The sequence below is a fragment of the Streptomyces sp. NPDC055013 genome (genome assembly GCF_053608645.1).
Genome location: NZ_JBSGVW010000010.1, coordinates 26,313 through 44,198, shown reverse-complemented (window position 1 = coordinate 44,198; position 17,886 = coordinate 26,313). Strand labels below are relative to the sequence as shown.

Here is a 17,886-nt window from a genome sequence, read left to right as displayed (position 1 = left end):
GCGCCCGACTACACGATGTCCAGATCGAACGCCGGGAACTCGGTCGTCTCGTTCAGCTCGGCCCAGACCGTCTTGCCACGCCGGGCATGACGCGTCCCCCACTGCCCGGCGAGCTGCGCGACCAGCAGCAGACCCCGCCCGCCCTCGTCGAGGACGCGGGCCCGGCGCAGGTGCGGGGTGGTGCTGCTGGCGTCGGAGACCTCGCACAGGAGGGTGCGGTCGTGGATGAGGCGCAGACTGATCGGGGAACGGCCATAGCGGATGGCGTTGGTGACGAGTTCGCTGACCACCAGTTCCGCGGTGAATTCGAGGTTCTCCAGCCCCCAGGCCGTCAGTTGGCGGGAGACGTCGGAGCGCGCGCGGGCCACCACGGCCGGGTCGGCTTCCAGGTCCCAGGTGGCGACCCGGTCGGTCCCGAGCGCGCGGGTGCGGGCGAGAAGCAGGGCGATGTCGTCGTCCGGCCGGGAGGGCAGCAGGGCTTCCAGCACGGTGTCGCAGGTCGCTTCCAGGGAGGTCGCCGGCCGGGCGAGGATCTGGCGCAGCGCGGTGAGCCCCGCGTCGGCGTCGTGGTCGCGGGCTCGGATCAGCCCGTCGGTGCACAGGGCGATCAGGCTGCCCTCGGGCAGGTCGACCTCCACCGTCTCGAAGGGCAGCCCGCCCAGACCGAGCGGCGGGCCGGGCGGCACGTCCAGCAGCTCCGCGGTGCCGTCCCGGACCACCACGGCCGGGGGCACGTCCCCCGCGCGGGCCAGGGTGCAGCGGCGGGAGACGGGGTCGTAGACGGCGTAGAGGCAGGTGGCGCCGTTGTCTCCGCCGACATCGGCGTCGGGCTCCGCGTCGGGGTCCGTGGACCCTTCGGTGGTCACGCGCACGACGACGTCGTTCAGGTGGGTGAGGAGCTCGTCGGGCGGCAGATCGATGTCGGCCAGGGTGCGTACGGCGGTCCGCAGCAGGCCCATCGTGACGGCGGCGCGGATGCCGTGGCCCACCACGTCCCCCACCACGAGGGCCACCCGCGCGCCGGACAGCGGGATGACGTCGTACCAGTCCCCGCCCACGCCGGAGTCGGAGCCGGCCGGCAGGTACCGGTAGGCGACGTCCACGGCCGACTGCTCGGGCGTCTCCTGGGGAAGGAGGCTGCGCTGGAGGGTGACGGCGGTGGCGCGGGCGTGGGTGTAGCGGCGGGCGTTGTCGACGGCGACGGCGGCCCTCGCGGCGATCTCCTGGGCGAGGACCAGGTCCTCGTCGTCGTAGCGGGCGGTGTTGCCGAGGCGGTGGAACTCGGCGACGCCCAGCGTGGTGCCGCGGGCGCGCAGCGGGACGACGAGGGTCGAGTGGGCTCGCGGAATGCCCCGGTTCCTGCCGTGCTGGTGCCGGGACGGACGTCCACCGGCCAGGGCGTCCGCCGCCGGCGAGCCGTCTGCCGGGATGTGGAGCTGCTGCGGTGCGATCGCCGTCTCCGGATCGGCCGCGTCCGCGGGTCCGCGGGCCATCCGGCGCAGCACGGGCGGGCCCTTGTCCACGGCGTCCTGTCCTCGCAGCACGGCGTCGAGCAGGTCGACGGTGACGACGTCGGCGAAGTGGTCGCTGGCGAGGTCCGCCAGCTCCTGCGTGGTGCGGGCGATGTCGAGGGTGGTGCCGATGCGCATGCTCGCCTCGTTCACCATCGCCGACCGCCACCGCAGCCGCCGGTCCCGCTGCTCCTGGAAGGTCGCGACGGCCTGCTCCGAGACCCGGTCCACGTACGTCGTCGACATGGCGTTCAGCTCCCGGGCCGCCTCGCTGACCTGTTCGGCGTCGTCGCTGAGCCGGGACAGCTCCGTGAGCAGCCGGTCGAAGACGATCTCCTCCGAGAGCCGGAGGGCGCGCAGCATCTCGCTCAGCGGTATGCCGTGCCGGGCGAGTATCTGCGCGCGATCCACGTCGGCGGCCGGCAGTTCGATCAGCTTCGGCTCGATGGCGTGCTCCAGGCCGAACAGGGCCGCGCCGATGTGCTCGGCGACGTTCTCGCCGGCCATCCGGGCCACGTACGGGTCCTCCCACAGCGCGGGGAGTTCGCGCAGCAGGCGCCGCTGCACGTCGGCTGTGAGCTCGCTCGCTCGCGCACCGAGCTCGCGCGCCGCACGCGAGAGTAGACCGTCGGCCGTGGGCTCCACACACACGACGTTACGCCGCTCACGCGGGCGCCTCAGTCCGTACGGCGGGACGGGTGCCGGCCGCCGTCAGCCGCCCCCGCGCAGCACCCGGGACAGTCCCAGCGCGGCGGTCCGTACGGCGGGCGCCAACTGGGCGGGGCTGAACCGGGAGCGCGGCACCGCGACCGAGAGGGCGGCGACCGTGGTGCCGCCGGCGAAGACGGGAGCCGCGATGCAGGCCACGCCGAGGGCGGCCTCCTGTTCCTCGTAGGCCAGGCCGGAGACCTGGATCTTCTCCAGGGCCGTGCGCAGCCGGTTCGGGTCGGTGATGGAGTGCGGCGTGAGGCTCGGCAGCGGCCGGGACAGCACCTCGTCGGTCAGTTCGGCGCCGGAGAAGGCCAGCAGGGCCTTGCCGACGCCGGTGCAGGTCAGCGGAAGGCTGCCGCCGATGCGGGAAGGCAGCCGGAGTGCCTCGTGGCCGTGGATGCGTTCGAGATAGACGACGTCCATGCCCTCCCGCACCCCGAGGTGGACGGTCTCGCGAGTGGCCTCGAACAGGTCCTGGAGGAACGGGAGGGCCGCCTCGCGCAGATCGAGCCGGTGCGGCACCAGCGAGCCGAGCTCGAAGAGCTTGGCCCCGAGCCGGTACTGGGGCCCCGAGCGCTCCAGCCAGCCCAGCCGGACGAGGTCCGCGGCCAGCCGGTGCACCGTGGGCTTGGGCAGACCGGTGCGCTCCGAAAGTTCCGACAGGCGGTACGGTCCACCGCTCGGACTGAAGCACTCCAGGATCATCGCGGCCTTCTCCAGCATGCTGCCGCTCGCACTGTTCCGCGTCACGGAACAAAGTTTGTCGCTTGGCGGCGGGGCGTGTCTATATCGGTGGCGACCGGCTGTGGGCGCCCACCGGCTCCTTCCGCATCGGTTCATCAGCCATCGCTCCTTCTCCGGAGGTATCCCGTGTCGACCCCACCCGACGGCGTCCGCCCGGACGCCGCCCCGCCGGCCGTGGTCAAGGCCGCCGATCTGCTGGCGGAGGCCGCCCGCACCGGGACCGCCTGTCCTCCGGTGCGTGACCTGTTCGACGCGGGCGCAGATCTGGAGTCCGCGTACGCCGTGCAGCGGCTCAACGTGCGGCGCGGGCTGGACGCCGGCCGCCGGATCGTCGGCCGCAAGATCGGCCTGACCTCCGTGACCGTGCAGCGCCAACTCGGCGTGGACCGGCCCGACTTCGGCGCACTGTTCGCGGACATGGCCGTACCGGACGGCGGTGAGGTGAGCGCCGGGCGGCTGCTCCAGCCCAAGGTGGAGGCCGAGGTGGCGCTCGTGCTCGGGCGGGACCTGCCGCACCCCGCGTGCACGGTCGCCGACGTCCTGCGCGCGGTCGACTTCGCGCTGCCCGCGCTGGAGATCGTCGACAGCCGGGTGCGGGGCTGGGACATCTCCCTGGTCGACACGGTCGCCGACAACGCCTCCTGCGGCCTGTACGTCCTGGGCGCAACTCCCGTGCCGCTCACCGACGTCGACCTGCGGACGGTGACGATGACCATGACGCGGGGCGGCGAGACCGTCTCCGAGGGCACCGGCGCCGACTGTCTCGGCAGCCCCCTCAACGCGGCCGTGTGGCTGGCCTCCGCGCTCGCCGAGCGGGGCGATCCACTGCGCGCGGGCGACCTGGTGCTGACCGGCGCGCTCGGCCCGATGGCGCCCGCCGCGCCGGGCGACGTGTTCGAGGCCCGTGTCTTTGGGCTGGGTTCCGTGCGGGTCGGCTTCGCGAAGGACGGGGGCGCACGGTGAGCACGAAGGTCGCCGTCATCGGCTCCGGCAACATCGGAACCGACCTCATGATCAAGATCCTCCGGTTGTCGGAGTCGCTGGAGATCGCCGCGCTGGCCGGGATCGACCCGGACTCCGACGGCCTGGCCCGCGCCCGTCGTCTGAAGGTCGCCACCACCCACGAAGGCGTCGAAGGGCTCGTCGCCCTGGACGAGTTCGCCGATGTGGAGATCGTCTTCGACGCGACCTCGGCCGGCGCCCACCGTCACCACGACGACGTACTGCGCCCCCTGGGCCGCACCCTGGTCGACCTCACTCCGGCCGCCCTCGGCCCGTACGTCGTCCCGCCGGTCAACGGCGACGCCCACCTCGACGCCCCGAACGTCAACATGGTCACCTGCGGCGGCCAGGCCACCATCCCGGTCGTCGCCGCGGTGGGCGCCGTCACGCCGGTGCACTACGGCGAGATCGTCGCGTCCATCGCCTCCCGCTCCGCCGGCCCCGGCACCCGCGCCAACATCGACGAGTTCACCGAGACCACCTCCGCGGCCGTCGAGCGGGTCGGCGGCGCCGCGCGCGGCAAGGCGATCATCGTGCTCAACCCGGCCGAACCGCCCCTGATCATGCGGGACACCGTGCACTGCCTGGTCTCCGACTGCGCGACGGAGGCGGTCACCGCGTCGGTCGAGGAGATGGTCGGGCGGGTGCAGGCGTACGTGCCCGGCTACCGGCTCAAGCAGAAGGTGCAGTTCGATCGGGTGCCCTCCGCCGACCCGCTGCGCGCCCTCGTCCCCGGCGCGGGCGAGGCCCTGAGGGTGTCCGTCTTCCTGGAGGTCGAGGGCGCCGCGCACTACCTCCCGGCGTACGCCGGCAACCTCGACATCATGACCTCGGCCGCGCTGCGCACCGCGGAACGCATGGCCGCACTCCCCCACTCTCGGCTTCGCTCGAGCCGGGGGACCCCCATCGCCACGGAGGTGGCCTCCCGATGACCCGGCTGTACGTCCAGGACGTGACCCTCAGGGACGGCATGCACGCCGTCCGGCACCGCTACACAGTCGACCGGGCCCGCGCCATCGCCGCCGCGCTGGACGCCGCCGGGGTCGCCGCGATCGAGGTCGCCCACGGCGACGGCCTCGCGGGCTCCAGCATCAACTACGGCGTCGGCGCACACACGGACTGGGAATGGATCGAGGCCGTGGTGGACGCCGCGCAACACGCGGTGCCCACGACCCTGCTGCTGCCCGGCATCGGCACCCTGCACGACCTCAGACAGGCGCACGCCCTGGGCATCCGCAGCGTCCGCGTCGCGACGCACTGCACCGAGGCCGACATCGCCGCTCAACACATCTCCGCCGCACGGGAGTTGTGCATGGACGTCGCCGGGTTCCTGATGATGTCGCACATGGCCGACCCGGCCGAACTGGCCCGCCAGGCCAAGCTGATGGAGTCGTACGGCGCCCACTGCGTCTACGTCACCGACTCCGGCGGCCGCCTCACCATGGACGGCGTCCGCGACCGCTTCCGCGCCTACCGTGACGTCCTCGACCCGGCGACCGAGCTGGGCATCCACGCCCACCACAACCTCGCGCTGGGCGTCGCCAACACCGTCGTCGCCGTCGAGAGCGGCGCGACCCGGGTGGACGCCTCGCTCGCCGGGCAGGGCGCGGGCGCGGGCAACTGTCCGTTGGAGGCGTTCGTCGCGGTCGCCGACCTGATGGGCTGGGAGCACGGCTGCGACCTGTTCCCCCTGATGGACGCGGCCGACGACCTCGTACGCCCCCTGCAGGACCGCGAGGTTCGGGTGGACCGCGAGACCCTCAGCCTCGGCTACGCAGGCGTGTACTCCAGCTTCCTGCGGCACGCCGAGACCGCCGCCGCCCGCTACGGCCTGGACACCCGCAGCATCCTCGTCGAGGCCGGCCGGCGCGGGATGGTCGGCGGCCAGGAGGACATGATCACCGACATCGCGCTGGACCTGGTCGCCCGCGCCTGAGCAACGCGACCGCGCCCCTCTCCGGTCGGCCGGAAGGGGCGCGGCCCACGAGGGCGACGGGAGGCCGTGCAGCCGTCACGCCTTGGGCTTCGACAGGGAGATGTCCTTCTTCACCACCGCGTGGAAGTGCGGCAGGGGCAGGCCGCCCAGGCCGTCCACGGGGCGCAGCTCCACGACGGTGACCTCGACGTTCGCCTTGCCGTGCTTGAGGGTGGCGTCCGCGGGGGCCTTGCCCTTGTTCTCCCAGCGGTGCTGCTTGCCGTCGCATTCGGCGAGGGTGCCGCCGATGGCGTACCGGGTGGTGGAGTCCTTCTGGCCGATGGAGGCGCTCACGAACGTGGGTCCCGTGCTGTCGATGCAGCGGTAGGTGCCGGAGACGGTGATGGTGCCGTCCGCGGCCATGGGGGTCTTGGTACCGACGGTGACGGTCTCCTCGGGCTCGGTGGGAGCGTCGGAGTCGGCGGGCGCCGAGGGCGCGGCGAGCAGCAGGAACAGCGCGGCGCCGGCGGCGGTGGCGAGTGCGGGGCGCAGGGGCATGGGATGACCTCCCGATGGGCGGAGTGGGGGCTTCCACTGGTACCCGGCGGGTGTGCCCTTGGGCGTGACCGTCACCCCTTCGGTGGCGAGTCCGCTGCGACCTTCGTGGATCGGTCAGAGAGTTGTCCGCGTGTTGTCACGGTTCACAGCGCGCCGTTCCGATGAGTTCGGGGCGGGAGCATGGTCTACCCATATGGACGACCCGAACGGTTCGTCCGTCCTATATGGAGGTGCGCCATGTGTTCCTACCAGCCTTCGTGCCCTTCCGCCGACAGCCCCGCCGCACATGTGGTGGCCGCCCACCCCGAGCAGGGCTGGAGCCTCCTGTGTGACGGCGCCATCGTCTTCGACGACAGCGGTGAGCTGCTGCCCGACGGCCGTGTGGTCGCCCCGCACCGGGTGCCGGCCGACCGGCTCGCGATGGCCGCGTGAGCACGGCCTACGGCAGTACCGCGAACCCGTCCAGCTCCACCATGGCCTCTTCATCCCAGAGCCGTACGACCTCGACGACCGCCATCGCGGGATAGTCCCGTCCCGCCAACTGCTTCCAGATCCGCCCGAGTTCGGCGACCTGGGCGCGATACGCCGCCACGTCCGTGGCATAGACGGTGACCCGCGCGAGGTCGGCCGGGGTGCCGCCGGCCGCCGCCAGCGCGGCCAGCAGATTGGTGAGCGCCCGCTCGAACTGCTCCGGCAACGTCTCCCCCACCACCTTGCCGTCGGTGTCGAGCGCGGTCTGCCCGGCCAGGAACACGACCCGGGATCCGGTGGCGACGACCGCGTGGGAGAAGCCGGTGGGCGGGGACAGATCGGGCGGGTTGACACGCTCGGTACTCACTGACCGGCCTCCATGGTCGTGTACAACTCCTTGGCGATGATGCCGCGTTGGACCTCACTGGCGCCTTCGTAGACGCGCGGGGCACGCACCTCGCGGTAGAGGTGCTCGAGCAGATGGCCGCGGCGCAGGGCACGGGCACCGTGCAACTGGACCGCCGTGTCGACGACATGCTGCGCCGTCTCCGTCGCCAGCAGCTTCGCCATCGCCGCGCGCTTCGGGACGTCCGGGGCGCCTTCGTCGTACGCCGTCGCCGCCGCGTACACCATGAGACGGGCCGCCTCGGTGCGCAGGGCCATCTCGGCCACCTGGTGGGCGACCGCCTGAAGGTCCTTCAGCTTGCCGCCGAACGCGTCCCGTTGGGCGGTGTGGGCCAGCGTCGCGTCCAGGGCCGCCTGCGCCATGCCGACGGCGAAGGCACCGACGCTCGGCCGGAAGAGGTTGAGGGTGCCCATCGCGACCCGGAAGCCACGGTCCAGCTCGCCCAGGACGTCGTCGGCGGTGACGGGAACGGCGTCGAAGTGAAGGGCGCCGATGGGGTGCGGGGACAGCATGTCGAGGCCCGATCCGGTGAGGCCGGGCCGGTCGGCGGGGACCAGGAAGGCGGTGACGCCACGGGCGCCGACGCCGGGGGTGGTGCGGGCGAAGACGGTGTAGAAGTCGGCCTCGGGGGCGTTGGAGATCCAGCACTTCTCGCCGGTGAGGCGCCAGCGAGCGGGGCCGTCGGGTTCGGCGGCGACCGGCGTCTCCCCCGGCCCTCCCGGCCGCGAGGCGTCCCGTTCGGCCCGCAGCTCCAGCGCCGCCGCGTCCGACCCGGCCCCCGGCTCGCTCAGTGCGAAGGCCGCCACCGCGCTGCCCTCGGCCACCCGGGGCAGCCAGCGCTCGCGCTGGGCCGGGGTGCCATGGGCGTGGACGGGATGCGCGCCCAGGCCCTGGAGGGCGAGCGCGGTCTCCGCCTCCGTGCAGGCATACGCGAGGGACTCGCGCATCAGGCACAGGTCGACCGCCCCCGCACTGAACAGCCTTCGCAGCAGCCCCAGTTGACCGAGTTCGGCGACCAGCGGGCGGTTGACGTGCCCGGGTTCGCCCTTCTCCGCGAGCGGGCTCAGCCGTTCGGCGGCCAGGGTGCGTAGCTCGGCACACCAGGCGGTTTGCGCCGGATCGAGCGAGAATGCGGGCATTGCCGACCTCCCTGCGGGGCCGTGCGCGACGGACCCTCTCGACGGACTCCCCGACGATATCGCGCCCCATTGACTGTCGTCACCAACACGATACGCTCCCTGTGCTGAGACCCGCTCAGGGCCGCTTTGACAACAGGCCCTGGCCCACCACGACGCCCACAGGCAGCCCACAAGGCAAGGGGGCGAACCGCCATGGCCGGTCTGCACCGCTCCGCCCACGTCGACACATTCGCCCGCGAGCATCTGCCACCGCCCGACCAGTGGCCCGAGCTCCGCCTCGACCTGCCGGGGCTGGACTACCCCGATCGGCTCAACGCCGCGGCCGAGTTGCTCGACGGCCCGCCCGACGAGCGGCCCGTGTTCCACACCCCGTCCGGCGGCACATGGACGTACGGCACCCTGCGCGCCCGCGTCGACCGGCTCGCGCATGTGCTCACCGGCGACCTCGGTGTCGTCCCGGGCAACCGGGTGCTGCTGCGCGGCCCGACCACGCCGTGGCTGGCCGCCTGCTGGCTGGCGGTGCTGAAGGCGGGCGCGGTCGCCGTCACCGTGCTGGCCCAGCAACGGCCGCACGAGCTGAAGACCATGTGCGAGATAGCCGAGGTGCGGCACGCACTGTGCGACATCCGGGCCGTCGACGACCTCGCCAAGGCCGAGATACCCGGGCTGCGGATCGCGACGTACGGCGGCGACGCCCCCGACGACCTGCTGCACCGCCCGGCGCCCGACACGCCGTACGCCGCCGCCGACACCGCAGCCGATGACGTGGCCCTCATCGCCTTCACCTCCGGGACCACCGGACGGCCCAAGGGCTGTATGCACTTCCACCGGGATGTGCTCGCGATAGCCGACACCTTCTCGGAGCATGTGCTGCAACCACAGGTGGGCGATGTCTTCGCCGGCAGTCCCCCACTCGGCTTCACCTTCGGCCTCGGCGGACTCGTGATCTTCCCCATGCGGGCCGGCGCCAGCGCCCTGCTCCTGGAACAGGCCGGCCCCAAGCAGCTGCTGCCCGCGATCGCCGAGCACCGGGTGTCCGTGCTGTTCACCGCGCCGACTGCGTACCGGGCGATGCTCGACGAGCTCGACTCGCACGACATCTCCTCGCTGCGCCGTTGCGTCTCGGCGGGCGAGAACCTGCCCGCCGCCACCTGGCAGGCCTGGCAGGAGCGGACCGGGCTGCGGGTCATCAACGGCATCGGCGCCACCGAGCTGCTGCACATCTTCATATCCGCCGCCGACGAGCACATCAGGCCCGGGACGACCGGGGTGGCGGTGCCGGGCTGGCACGCCCTCGTGGTCGACCACGAGGGCCGGGAGATGCCCGACGGGGAGCCCGGGCTGCTCGCCGTGCGCGGGCCCGTCGGCTGCCGCTATCTCGCCGATCCCCGGCAGCGCGAGTACGTGCGCCACGGCTGGAACATCACCGGTGACACCTACGTCCGGGAGAGTGACGGCTACTTCCGCTACGTCGCCCGCGCGGACGACATGATCATCTCAGCCGGCTACAACATCGCGGGCCCGGAGGTCGAGGAGGCGCTCCTGCGCCACCCCGACGTGCTGGAAACGGCGGTCGTGGGGCGGCCCGACGAGGCGCGCGGACAGGTCGTGGTGGCATACGCGGTGCTCAGGGAGGGTGCGCACCAGGACGCGGAGGCGCTCCGCGCGTTCGTGAAGGCGGAGCTGGCGCCCTACAAGTGCCCGCGCGAGATCGTCTTCCTCGATGCGCTGCCGCGCACCGCCACCGGCAAGCTCCAGCGCTTCCGTTTGCGCGACGGCGGTGACCCGCCGAGTGACCGTCAGTGATCCGTACGACCTAAGATGATCAACGTGTCCGACCAGCATGCACCACGGTCTCTCATCGTCACGCTCTACGGCGCCTACGGCCGCTACATGCCCGGCCCGGTGCCGGTCGCCGAGCTGATCAGACTGCTGGCCGCGGTCGGCGTGGACGCTCCTTCCGTGCGTTCGTCGGTGTCGCGGCTCAAGCGGCGCGGGCTGCTGCTGCCGGCCCGCACGGCCCAGGGCGCGGCGGGCTACGAACTCTCCCCGGACGCCCGCCAGTTGCTCGACGACGGCGACCGGCGCATCTACGCCACCGCGCCGCCCGAGGACGAGGGCTGGGTGCTCGCGGTGTTCTCGGTGCCGGAGTCGGAGCGGCAGAAGCGCCATGTGCTGCGCTCCCGGCTGGCCGGCCTCGGCTTCGGGACGGCCGCTCCGGGCGTGTGGATCGCGCCGGGGCGGCTCTACGAGGAGGCCCGGCACACCCTTCAGCGGCTGCGCCTGGAGGGGTACGTCGACTTCTTCCGCGGCGAGCATCTCGGCTTCACGCCGACCGCCGAGGCCGTCGCCCGCTGGTGGGACCTGGCCGCGATCGCCAAGGAGCACGACGCGTTCCTCGACCGCCACGCGCGGGTGCTGCACGACTGGGAGCAGCGGCAGGACACCCCGCCCGGGGAGGCGTACCGCGACTATCTCCTCGCCCTGGACTCCTGGCGCCACCTCCCCTACACCGACCCCGGCCTGCCCGCCCGGCTGCTGCCCGCGGACTGGCCCGGCGCGCGCTCGGCCGCCGTCTTCCGGGGACTGCACGAGCGTCTCCGGGACGCCGGAGCGGTGTTCGCCGGTCTGTGACCTCGGGCGCACCATGAGCCACTAACGGAACCCTCAGGTTCCTCTGCGTCTCCTCTCAAGTTTCTTACCTAGCGTCCATGGGGTCGTCGCGAGGTAGGACGCGGAGTGAGAGATGAGGACTGTTGCGCATGACCACCACGGCCCGAAAGGCAGGCCCAAGGGCTCAGGGGGCCACCGTCTGGCTCACCGGGCTGCCGAGCGCGGGCAAGACGACCATCGCCCGTCGGCTCGGTGACCGCCTGAAGGCCGAGGGGCATCGCGTGGAGGTCCTCGACGGCGACGAGATCCGCCGCTTCCTCTCCGCGGGCCTGGGCTTCTCCCGGGAGGACCGGAACACCAACGTGCAGCGCATCGGGCTGGTCTCGGAGGTGCTCGCGCGCAACGGCGTGCTGTCCGTCGTCCCGGTCATCGCCCCGTACGCCGACAGCCGCGAGGCCGTGCGCAAGCGGCACGAGGCGAGCGGGACGCCGTACATCGAGGTGCATGTCGCGACCCCGGTGGCGGTGTGCAGCGAGCGGGACGTGAAGGGGCTGTACGCCCGGCAGGCCGCGGGGCACTTGTCCGGGCTGACCGGCGTCGACGACCCGTACGAGCCGCCCGAGGCCCCCTCCCTCGTCCTTCCCACACAGCTCCAGACGCCCCAGGAGTCGGCCGCCGCCGTCTACGCCGTACTGGCGGAGCGGGGGTTGGTGTGACCGGGTTCGATGTGACCGGGTTCGGCCTCTCCCACCTGGACGCGCTGGAGTCCGAGGCCGTCCACATCTTCCGTGAGGTGGCGGGTGAGTTCGAGCGGCCGGTGATCCTGTTCTCCGGCGGCAAGGACTCCATCGTCATGCTGCACCTGGCGCTGAAGGCCTTCGCTCCCGCGGCGGTCCCGTTCACGCTGCTGCATGTGGACACCGGGCACAACTTCCCCGAGGTCATCGACTACCGGGACCGTGTGGTTGCCGCACATGGGCTGCGTCTCCATGTGGCCTCCGTACAGGACTACATCGACCGGGGTGTGCTGCGCGAACGTCCCGACGGGACGCGGAATCCGCTCCAGACTCTGCCGCTGACGGAGAAGATCCGGAGCGAGCGGTTCGACGCGGTCTTCGGCGGCGGGCGCAGGGACGAGGAGAAGGCGCGGGCCAAGGAACGCGTCTTCTCCCTGCGCGACGAGTTCTCTCAATGGGACCCGCGCCGCCAGCGGCCCGAGCTGTGGAACCTCTACAACGGCCGCCACGCGCCCGGCGAGCACGTGCGCGTGTTCCCGCTGTCCAACTGGACCGAGCTGGACGTGTGGCAATACATCGCCCGCGAGGAGATCGAGCTGCCGGACATCTACTACGCCCACCAGCGCGAGGTGTTCCAGCGGGGCGGCATGTGGCTGACGGCCGGCGAGTGGGGCGGGCCTCGCGAGCACGAGGTCGTCGAGAAGCGTCAGGTCCGGTATCGCACGGTCGGCGACATGTCCTGCACCGGTGCGGTGGACTCCGACGCCGACACCATCGAGAAAGTGATCACCGAGATCGCCGCCTCCCGGCTGACCGAGCGTGGCGCGACCCGCGCCGACGACAAGCTGTCCGAGGCCGCGATGGAAGACCGTAAGCGCGAAGGGTACTTCTGAGCATGGCCGTGAACACGCTTCGGTTCGCCACCGCAGGGTCCGTCGACGACGGCAAGTCGACTCTCGTCGGGCGCCTGCTGCACGACTCGAAATCGGTCCTCGCCGACCAGCTGGAGGCCGTGGAGCACGCCTCCCGCAACCGCGGCCAGGACGCCCCCGACCTCGCACTGCTCACCGACGGCCTGCGCGCCGAGCGCGAGCAGGGCATCACCATCGACGTGGCCTACCGCTACTTCGCCACACCCCGGCGCCGGTTCATCCTCGCCGACACCCCCGGCCACGTGCAGTACACCCGCAACATGGTCACCGGCGCCTCCACCGCCGACCTGGCGATCATTCTCGTCGACGCCCGCAACGGTGTCGTCGCCCAGACCCGTCGGCACGCCGCCGTGGCCGCCCTGCTGCGGGTTCCCCAGGTGGTCCTCGCCGTCAACAAGATGGACCTGGTCGGGTACGGGGAGCGGGAGTTCGACGCGATCGTCGAGGACTTCGCAGGTCACGCGGCCGAGTTGGGGCTGCCCGGCTTCACGCCGATCCCGGTCTCGGCACTCGCCGGGGACAACGTCGTGGAGCGCTCGGCCCGCATGGACTGGTACGGCGGCCCGGCACTCCTGGAGTTCCTGGAGAAGGTCCCGGTCGGCGTCGATCCCGCCGACGCCCCTGTCCGCTTCCCCGTCCAGTACGTGATCCGCCACGGTGAATCCCGGCACTACGCAGGTCAGTTGGCCTCCGGCTCACTGCGGGTCGGCGACCGGGTGACCGTGCACCCGTCCGGCACGACGTCCGAGATCACCGGCATCGACGTACTCGGCCGGGACGTCGACGTGGCGTACGCGCCGCAGTCGATCAGCGTCCGCCTCGCCGACCAGCGGGACGTCTCGCGCGGCGACCTGATCACCACGGGCGTCGATGTCCCGGCGCTCACCCGGGACGTCCGGGCGACCGCGTGCCACCTGGCCGACCGCCCGCTGAGGGTCGGCGACCGGGTACTGGTCAGACACACCACCCGAACCGTGAAGGCCGTCGTCAAGGACCTCGGCAAGGCAGCCGAGTTGAGGGCCAACGACCTGGGCCGGATCACCCTGCGCACCGCCGAGCCGCTCGCCCTCGACGACTACGCGGTCTCCCGGCGCACCGGCGCGTTCATCCTGATCGACCCGGCGGACGGCGCGACGCTGACCGCCGGCATGGCCGAGATCAGCTCCCCAGACTGAGCCGGGGTTTGGGCGCGTCCGTGCGCCCCGTCTGCGGACGCCTGCTGCCCGCCCGGTACGGCGCCGGCCAGACGACACCCGGGCCGTCGTAGTCCTGCTCGGCCGCCGCGTGCAGCGTCCAGTGCGGGTCGTAGAGGTGGGGGCGGGCGAGAGCGCACAGGTCCGTACGGCCCGCCAGAATGAGGGAGTTGACGTCGTCCCAGGAGGAGATCGCCCCGACCGCGACAACCGGCAGGCGGGTGGCGTGGCGGATCCGGTCCGCGTACGGCGTCTGGTACGACCGCCCGTACTCCGGCTGCTCGTCGGCCACGACCTGCCCGGTCGACACGTCGATCGCGTCGGCGCCGTGCGCGGCGAAGGCGCGGGCGATCTCGACGGCGTCCTCGGCCGTCGTGCCGCCCTCGGCCCAGTCCGTGGCGGAGATACGGACGGTCATCGGCCGTTCCTCCGGCCAGACGGCCCGGATGGCGTCGAAGACTTCGAGCGGGAAGCGGAGCCGCTTCTCCAGGGAGCCGCCGTAGGCATCGGTGCGTTGGTTGGTCAGCGGGGAGAGGAAGCCGGAGAGCAGGTAGCCGTGTGCGCAGTGGAGTTCGAGGAGGTCGAATCCGGCGCGGGCGGCGCGCCAGGCAGCCGCGGTGAACTGCTCGCGAATGTCGGTGAGTTGGGAGCGGGTCAGCTCACGCGGGGTCTGACTGTAGGGCTTGTAGGGGAGCGGGGACGGGGCCACTAGTGGCCAGTTGCCGTCCTCCAGCGGCTCGTCGATGCCCTCCCACATGAGCCTGGTCGAGCCCTTGCGCCCACTGTGGCCGAGCTGCACGCCGATCGCGGTGCCGGGTGCCTGTGTGTGCACGAACTGGACGATCCGCCGCCAGGCCTCACCCTGCTTGCCGGTGTAGAGGCCGGTGCAGCCGGGGGTGATCCGGCCCTCCGGGCTGACGCACACCATCTCGGTCATCACCAGGCCGGCGCCGCCGAGGGCGCGGGCGCCGAGGTGGACGAGGTGGAAGTCGCCGGGGACGCCGTCGGTGGCCGAGTACATGTCCATCGGGGACACGACGACCCGGTTGCGCAAGGTCAGGCCGCGCAGCCGGAACGGGGTGAACATCGGGGGCGTGTCGGTCGGGCAGCCGAAGTCGCGCTCCACGGCCTCGGTGAAACCGGCGTCACGCAGGCGCAGGTTGTCGTGCGTGACGCGGCGGCTGCGGGTGAGGAGGTTGAAGGCGAACTGGCGCGGCGGCTGGTCGAGGTAGAGGCCGAGGTTCTCGAACCACTCCAGGCTGGCGCGTGCCGCGCGCTGCGTGGAGGCCACCACGGGCTTGCGCTCCTCCTCGTACGCCCTCAACGCGCCGGGGATGTCGGGCTGTTCCTCCAGACAGGCGGCGAGCGCCAGGGCGTCCTCCACGGCCAGCTTGGTGCCGGAGCCGATGGAGAAGTGGGCGGTGTGGGCGGCGTCGCCGAGCAGGACGACGTTCTCGTGCGACCACCGCTCGTTGACGACCGTGCGGAAGGTGGTCCATGCCGACTTGTTGGACTTGAGGGACCGTCCGCCGAGGGCGTCCGCGAAGATCTTGGCGCAGCGGGCGATCGACTCCTGCTCGTCGACCTCGTCGAATCCGGCGGCTCGCCACACGTCCTCGTGCATCTCGACGATGACGGTGGAGGCGTCGGACGCATAGGGGTAGCCGTGCAGCTGCATCACGCCGTGCTCGGTCTCGGCGATCTCGAAGCGGAAGGCGTCGAAGGCGAAGTCGGCGGCCAGCCAGATGTAGCGGCACCGGTGCATGGCCACATGGGGGCGGAACACATGGGCGTAGGCCTCGCGCGTGGTGCTGTTCACACCGTCTGCGGCGATGACGAGGTCGTACGTCTCTGCCAGCGAGGCCGTGTCCGGGGCCTCCGAGCGGAAGCGGAGCTCCACGCCGAGGGTGCGGCAGCGGTCGTGGAGGATCTCCAAGAGGCGTTTTCTGCCCAGGGCCGCGAAGCCGTGTCCTCCGGAGGTCTGGCGGCTGTTGCGGTGGACGATGTCGATGTCGTCCCAGCGGGTGAAGTGCGTTTGGAGCGCTGCGTAGACCGTGGGGTCGGCGTGCTCGATGCCGCCGAGGGTTTCGTCGGAGAGGACCACTCCGAAGCCGAAGGTGTCGTCGGGGGCGTTGCGTTCCCAGACGGTGATCTCTCGGGTGGGGTCGAGGCGTTTGAGGAGGGCGGCGGCGTAGAGGCCGGCGGGGCCGCCGCCGATGATTGCGACTCGTAGGGGGTGGCTGGTCTCGTTCGGCGGCTGCGGGCTGGTGGGGGCTGGTCGCGCCCGCGCGGCGGTAGCCGCAGATTCAGCGCAGCCCCGCGCCCCTTTGGTCGGCACAGTCACCGCCCCCTCCATTTGGGAGGGCGCTTCTCCGTGAACGCCGCGTGGAACTCCGCGTAGTCCTCGCCGTTCATCAGCAGGGCCTGCGTCGACGCGTCCAGTTCCACCGATGCCGCCAGCGGCATGTCCAGCTCGGCCGTCAGGAGGGCCTTCGTCTGGGCGTACGCCAGGGCCGGGCCCTCGGCCAGGCGGCGGGCGAGTGTCTGCGCGGCCTCGTTCGCGCTCCCCTCCTCCGCCAGCTCGCTGATCAGGCCGATGCGCTCGGCCTCCGGTGCCCGGACCGGCTCGCCCAGCATCAGCAGCCGGGTCGCGTGCCCGAGGCCGACGATCCGGGGCAGCAGATACGCGGCACCCATGTCGCCGCCGGACAGGCCGACCCGGGTGAAGAGGAAGGCGAAGCGTGCGGTGGGGTCGGCGACCCGGAAGTCGGCCGCGAGCGCCAGTACCGCCCCGGCCCCGGCCGCCACCCCGTGCACCGCCGCGATCACCGGGAACGGGCACTCCCGTACCGCCCGCACGACCTGCCCGGTCATCCGGTTGAAGTCGAGGAGCTGTGCGGTGTCCATGGCCAGGGTCGCGCCGATGATCTCGTCGACGTCGCCGCCGGAACAGAAGCCGCGGCCCTCGCCGGCCAGCACCAGCGCCCGCACCGCCCTCTCCCGGGACAGCTCGGCGAGCAGATCGCGCAGGTCGGCGTAGGCGCCGAAGGTGAGCGCGTTGAGTTTCTCGGGGCGGGTGAGGGTGACGGTGGTGACGCCGTCGGCATGCTCGACCCGCAGATGTTTCCAGTCGGGGGTGCGGGCGGCGGAGCCGGTGAAGGGACTCATGACGTGCGGCCTCCTCAGGCGGACGGCGGGCACTGCCTCGCTGAGCTCTGCCCTCCGAGCTCTACCCTTCGAAGCTATCACTCAACTTTGACTGTCGTCACGAGCACGCAATAAGCCAACCGGGTGTGACCTTGCTCCGTCACATCCGTCACGGCTCGTCGACACCCCCGTAACGACGGGATCAAGCGCGCGAGGGCGGCCGTTCACCTGGGTAAGTCGCCAGCAGTCGGGGCCGAAGGTTCCGAACGGCGCCCTTCGAAAACCCTTCTCCGGGTGGCGCCGTACCATTCATAAGGTTGAAAGCAGGTCAGCCTGCTCATGAACGGACCCGCCTTGCAAGATCGCCCCTCAGCCTCCGCCTCCTGGCGCATCGCGCTGCCGCACACTGTCGCAGCCGTGCCCGTCGCGCGCGCCCTGGTCCGTACGGCGCTGGCCGAGCTGGAGCACGCCGCCGACAGCGACACCGCGGAGCTGCTCACGGCGGAGCTGGTCGCGAACGCCGTGGAGCACACCGCGGGCGACGGCCCCATAGAGCTGGTCGTGGAGCTGCTGCCGTCCGGCTGCCAGGTCGAGGTCCACGACCCGGACCCGGCCCCGCCCGGCGATCTGACCCGCCCCACCAACGGCGAGCCCGACCCCTGGCAGGAGCACGGCCGGGGCCTCCTGCTGATCCGCACCCTGAGCTCGTCATGCGGCCACCGACCGGCGGGCTCCGGCAAGGCGGTCTGGTTCAGACTGCCGGTCGTGCCGGCTCAGCGCCGCCCGATGTAAACCGCCTCAGGCCGG

The 17,886-nt window shown here is 72.0% G+C and carries 17 protein-coding genes; 10 read left to right on the top strand and 7 right to left on the bottom strand.

Going from position 1 to position 17,886, the window contains the following annotated elements; genetic code table 11:
• Nucleotides 1-8 precede the first annotated feature (8 nt).
• Both ACWGDB_RS15170 and ACWGDB_RS15165 read right to left on the bottom strand, forming a co-directional pair.
• Nucleotides 9-2,156 carry an ATP-binding SpoIIE family protein phosphatase gene (locus ACWGDB_RS15170; RefSeq protein ID WP_453822857.1) on the bottom strand — a complete coding sequence of 716 codons (2,148 nt, stop codon included), beginning with the start codon at nt 2,154-2,156 and terminating at the stop codon, nt 9-11.
• Between the two features lie 66 nt (nt 2,157-2,222).
• Nucleotides 2,223-2,945 (bottom strand): IclR family transcriptional regulator, encoded by a 723-nt coding sequence (locus tag ACWGDB_RS15165; protein WP_453823023.1) that lies wholly within the window; start codon nt 2,943-2,945, stop codon nt 2,223-2,225.
• 147 nt (nt 2,946-3,092) lie between these two features.
• Here ACWGDB_RS15165 and ACWGDB_RS15160 point away from each other — a divergent pair, with 147 nt between their 5' ends.
• The 3 genes from ACWGDB_RS15160 to dmpG are packed head-to-tail and all read left to right on the top strand — an operon-like array spanning nt 3,093 to nt 5,904.
• Nucleotides 3,093-3,929, top strand: a complete 837-nt coding sequence (locus tag ACWGDB_RS15160; RefSeq protein ID WP_453822856.1) for a 2-keto-4-pentenoate hydratase — start codon at nt 3,093-3,095, stop codon at nt 3,927-3,929.
• On the top strand, nt 3,926-4,900 hold the full coding sequence (locus ACWGDB_RS15155) for an acetaldehyde dehydrogenase (acetylating) (protein WP_453822855.1): 975 nt from the start codon (nt 3,926-3,928) through the stop codon (nt 4,898-4,900). The genes ACWGDB_RS15160 and ACWGDB_RS15155 overlap by 4 nt, the downstream gene beginning before the upstream one ends.
• Nucleotides 4,897-5,904 (top strand): 4-hydroxy-2-oxovalerate aldolase, encoded by a 1,008-nt coding sequence (gene dmpG, locus ACWGDB_RS15150; RefSeq protein WP_453822854.1) that lies wholly within the window; start codon nt 4,897-4,899, stop codon nt 5,902-5,904. The genes ACWGDB_RS15155 and dmpG overlap by 4 nt, the downstream gene beginning before the upstream one ends.
• 75 nt (nt 5,905-5,979) lie before the next feature.
• Here the strand turns inward: dmpG and ACWGDB_RS15145 are convergent, their stop codons facing one another.
• On the bottom strand, nt 5,980-6,441 hold the full coding sequence (locus ACWGDB_RS15145; protein ID WP_453822853.1) for a DUF6299 family protein: 462 nt from the start codon (nt 6,439-6,441) through the stop codon (nt 5,980-5,982).
• 237 nt (nt 6,442-6,678) lie between these two features.
• On the opposite strand from ACWGDB_RS15145, the gene ACWGDB_RS15140 reads away from it, so the two are divergent.
• On the top strand, nt 6,679-6,873 hold the full coding sequence (locus ACWGDB_RS15140; RefSeq protein ID WP_453822852.1) for a DUF5999 family protein: 195 nt from the start codon (nt 6,679-6,681) through the stop codon (nt 6,871-6,873).
• A gap of 7 nt (nt 6,874-6,880) precedes the next feature.
• Here ACWGDB_RS15140 and ACWGDB_RS15135 read toward each other — a convergent pair whose 3' ends face one another.
• Nucleotides 6,881-7,279: a RidA family protein gene (locus ACWGDB_RS15135; protein WP_427839510.1), complete on the bottom strand. Its 399-nt coding sequence runs from the start codon at nt 7,277-7,279 to the stop codon at nt 6,881-6,883.
• Nucleotides 7,276-8,457 carry an acyl-CoA dehydrogenase family protein gene (locus ACWGDB_RS15130; protein WP_453822851.1) on the bottom strand — a complete coding sequence of 394 codons (1,182 nt, stop codon included), beginning with the start codon at nt 8,455-8,457 and terminating at the stop codon, nt 7,276-7,278. Before ACWGDB_RS15130 ends, ACWGDB_RS15135 begins: the two co-directional genes overlap by 4 nt.
• Before the next feature lie 192 nt (nt 8,458-8,649).
• Between ACWGDB_RS15130 and ACWGDB_RS15125 the strand changes: the two genes are divergently transcribed.
• The 5 genes from ACWGDB_RS15125 to ACWGDB_RS15105 all read left to right on the top strand — a co-directional run bounded on the left by ACWGDB_RS15125 (nt 8,650) and on the right by ACWGDB_RS15105 (nt 13,914).
• Complete coding sequence (locus ACWGDB_RS15125; protein ID WP_453822850.1) at nt 8,650-10,263, top strand: AMP-binding protein; 1,614 nt, start codon at nt 8,650-8,652, stop codon at nt 10,261-10,263.
• 15 nt (nt 10,264-10,278) lie between these two features.
• Complete coding sequence (locus ACWGDB_RS15120) at nt 10,279-11,091, top strand: PaaX family transcriptional regulator (RefSeq protein WP_453822849.1); 813 nt, start codon at nt 10,279-10,281, stop codon at nt 11,089-11,091.
• 128 nt (nt 11,092-11,219) lie between these two features.
• Nucleotides 11,220-11,786: an adenylyl-sulfate kinase gene (gene cysC / locus ACWGDB_RS15115; protein WP_453822848.1), complete on the top strand. Its 567-nt coding sequence runs from the start codon at nt 11,220-11,222 to the stop codon at nt 11,784-11,786.
• Nucleotides 11,783-12,700 (top strand): sulfate adenylyltransferase subunit CysD, encoded by a 918-nt coding sequence (gene cysD, locus ACWGDB_RS15110; RefSeq protein ID WP_453822847.1) that lies wholly within the window; start codon nt 11,783-11,785, stop codon nt 12,698-12,700. The genes cysC and cysD overlap by 4 nt, the downstream gene beginning before the upstream one ends.
• A 2-nt stretch (nt 12,701-12,702) precedes the next feature.
• Nucleotides 12,703-13,914, top strand: coding sequence for a sulfate adenylyltransferase subunit 1 (locus ACWGDB_RS15105; RefSeq protein WP_453822846.1), 1,212 nt, complete (start codon nt 12,703-12,705; stop codon nt 13,912-13,914).
• Here the strand turns inward: ACWGDB_RS15105 and ACWGDB_RS15100 are convergent.
• Both ACWGDB_RS15100 and ACWGDB_RS15095 read right to left on the bottom strand, forming a co-directional pair.
• Nucleotides 13,898-16,288, bottom strand: a complete 2,391-nt coding sequence (locus ACWGDB_RS15100) for a bifunctional salicylyl-CoA 5-hydroxylase/oxidoreductase (protein WP_453822845.1) — start codon at nt 16,286-16,288, stop codon at nt 13,898-13,900. The two genes, ACWGDB_RS15105 and ACWGDB_RS15100, sit on opposite strands and share 17 nt — an antisense overlap.
• Nucleotides 16,273-17,100, bottom strand: coding sequence for an enoyl-CoA hydratase family protein (locus ACWGDB_RS15095; RefSeq protein WP_453822844.1), 828 nt, complete (start codon nt 17,098-17,100; stop codon nt 16,273-16,275). The genes ACWGDB_RS15100 and ACWGDB_RS15095 overlap by 16 nt, the downstream gene beginning before the upstream one ends.
• Nucleotides 17,101-17,418: 318 nt before the next feature.
• Here ACWGDB_RS15095 and ACWGDB_RS15090 point away from each other — a divergent pair, with 318 nt between their 5' ends.
• The gene (locus tag ACWGDB_RS15090; RefSeq protein ID WP_453822843.1) at nt 17,419-17,871 is read left to right on the top strand and encodes an ATP-binding protein; all 453 of its coding nucleotides are present in this window, start codon (nt 17,419-17,421) and stop codon (nt 17,869-17,871) included.
• Nucleotides 17,872-17,886: the final 15 nt, after the last annotated feature.

Coding starts and splice junctions, on each gene's coding strand:
- cysC (WP_453822848.1), top strand. CDS start 11,220: ATGACCACCACGGCCCGAAAGGCAGGCCCAAGGGCTCAGGGGGCCACC.
- ACWGDB_RS15125 (WP_453822850.1), top strand. CDS start 8,650: ATGGCCGGTCTGCACCGCTCCGCCCACGTCGACACATTCGCCCGCGAG.
- ACWGDB_RS15165 (WP_453823023.1), bottom strand. CDS start 2,945: ATGCTGGAGAAGGCCGCGATGATCCTGGAGTGCTTCAGTCCGAGCGGT.
- ACWGDB_RS15090 (WP_453822843.1), top strand. CDS start 17,419: ATGAACGGACCCGCCTTGCAAGATCGCCCCTCAGCCTCCGCCTCCTGG.
- dmpG (WP_453822854.1), top strand. CDS start 4,897: ATGACCCGGCTGTACGTCCAGGACGTGACCCTCAGGGACGGCATGCAC.
- ACWGDB_RS15105 (WP_453822846.1), top strand. CDS start 12,703: ATGGCCGTGAACACGCTTCGGTTCGCCACCGCAGGGTCCGTCGACGAC.
- ACWGDB_RS15145 (WP_453822853.1), bottom strand. CDS start 6,441: ATGCCCCTGCGCCCCGCACTCGCCACCGCCGCCGGCGCCGCGCTGTTC.
- ACWGDB_RS15120 (WP_453822849.1), top strand. CDS start 10,279: ATGATCAACGTGTCCGACCAGCATGCACCACGGTCTCTCATCGTCACG.
- ACWGDB_RS15100 (WP_453822845.1), bottom strand. CDS start 16,288: ATGGAGGGGGCGGTGACTGTGCCGACCAAAGGGGCGCGGGGCTGCGCT.
- ACWGDB_RS15130 (WP_453822851.1), bottom strand. CDS start 8,457: ATGCCCGCATTCTCGCTCGATCCGGCGCAAACCGCCTGGTGTGCCGAG.
- ACWGDB_RS15140 (WP_453822852.1), top strand. CDS start 6,679: ATGTGTTCCTACCAGCCTTCGTGCCCTTCCGCCGACAGCCCCGCCGCA.
- ACWGDB_RS15095 (WP_453822844.1), bottom strand. CDS start 17,100: ATGAGTCCCTTCACCGGCTCCGCCGCCCGCACCCCCGACTGGAAACAT.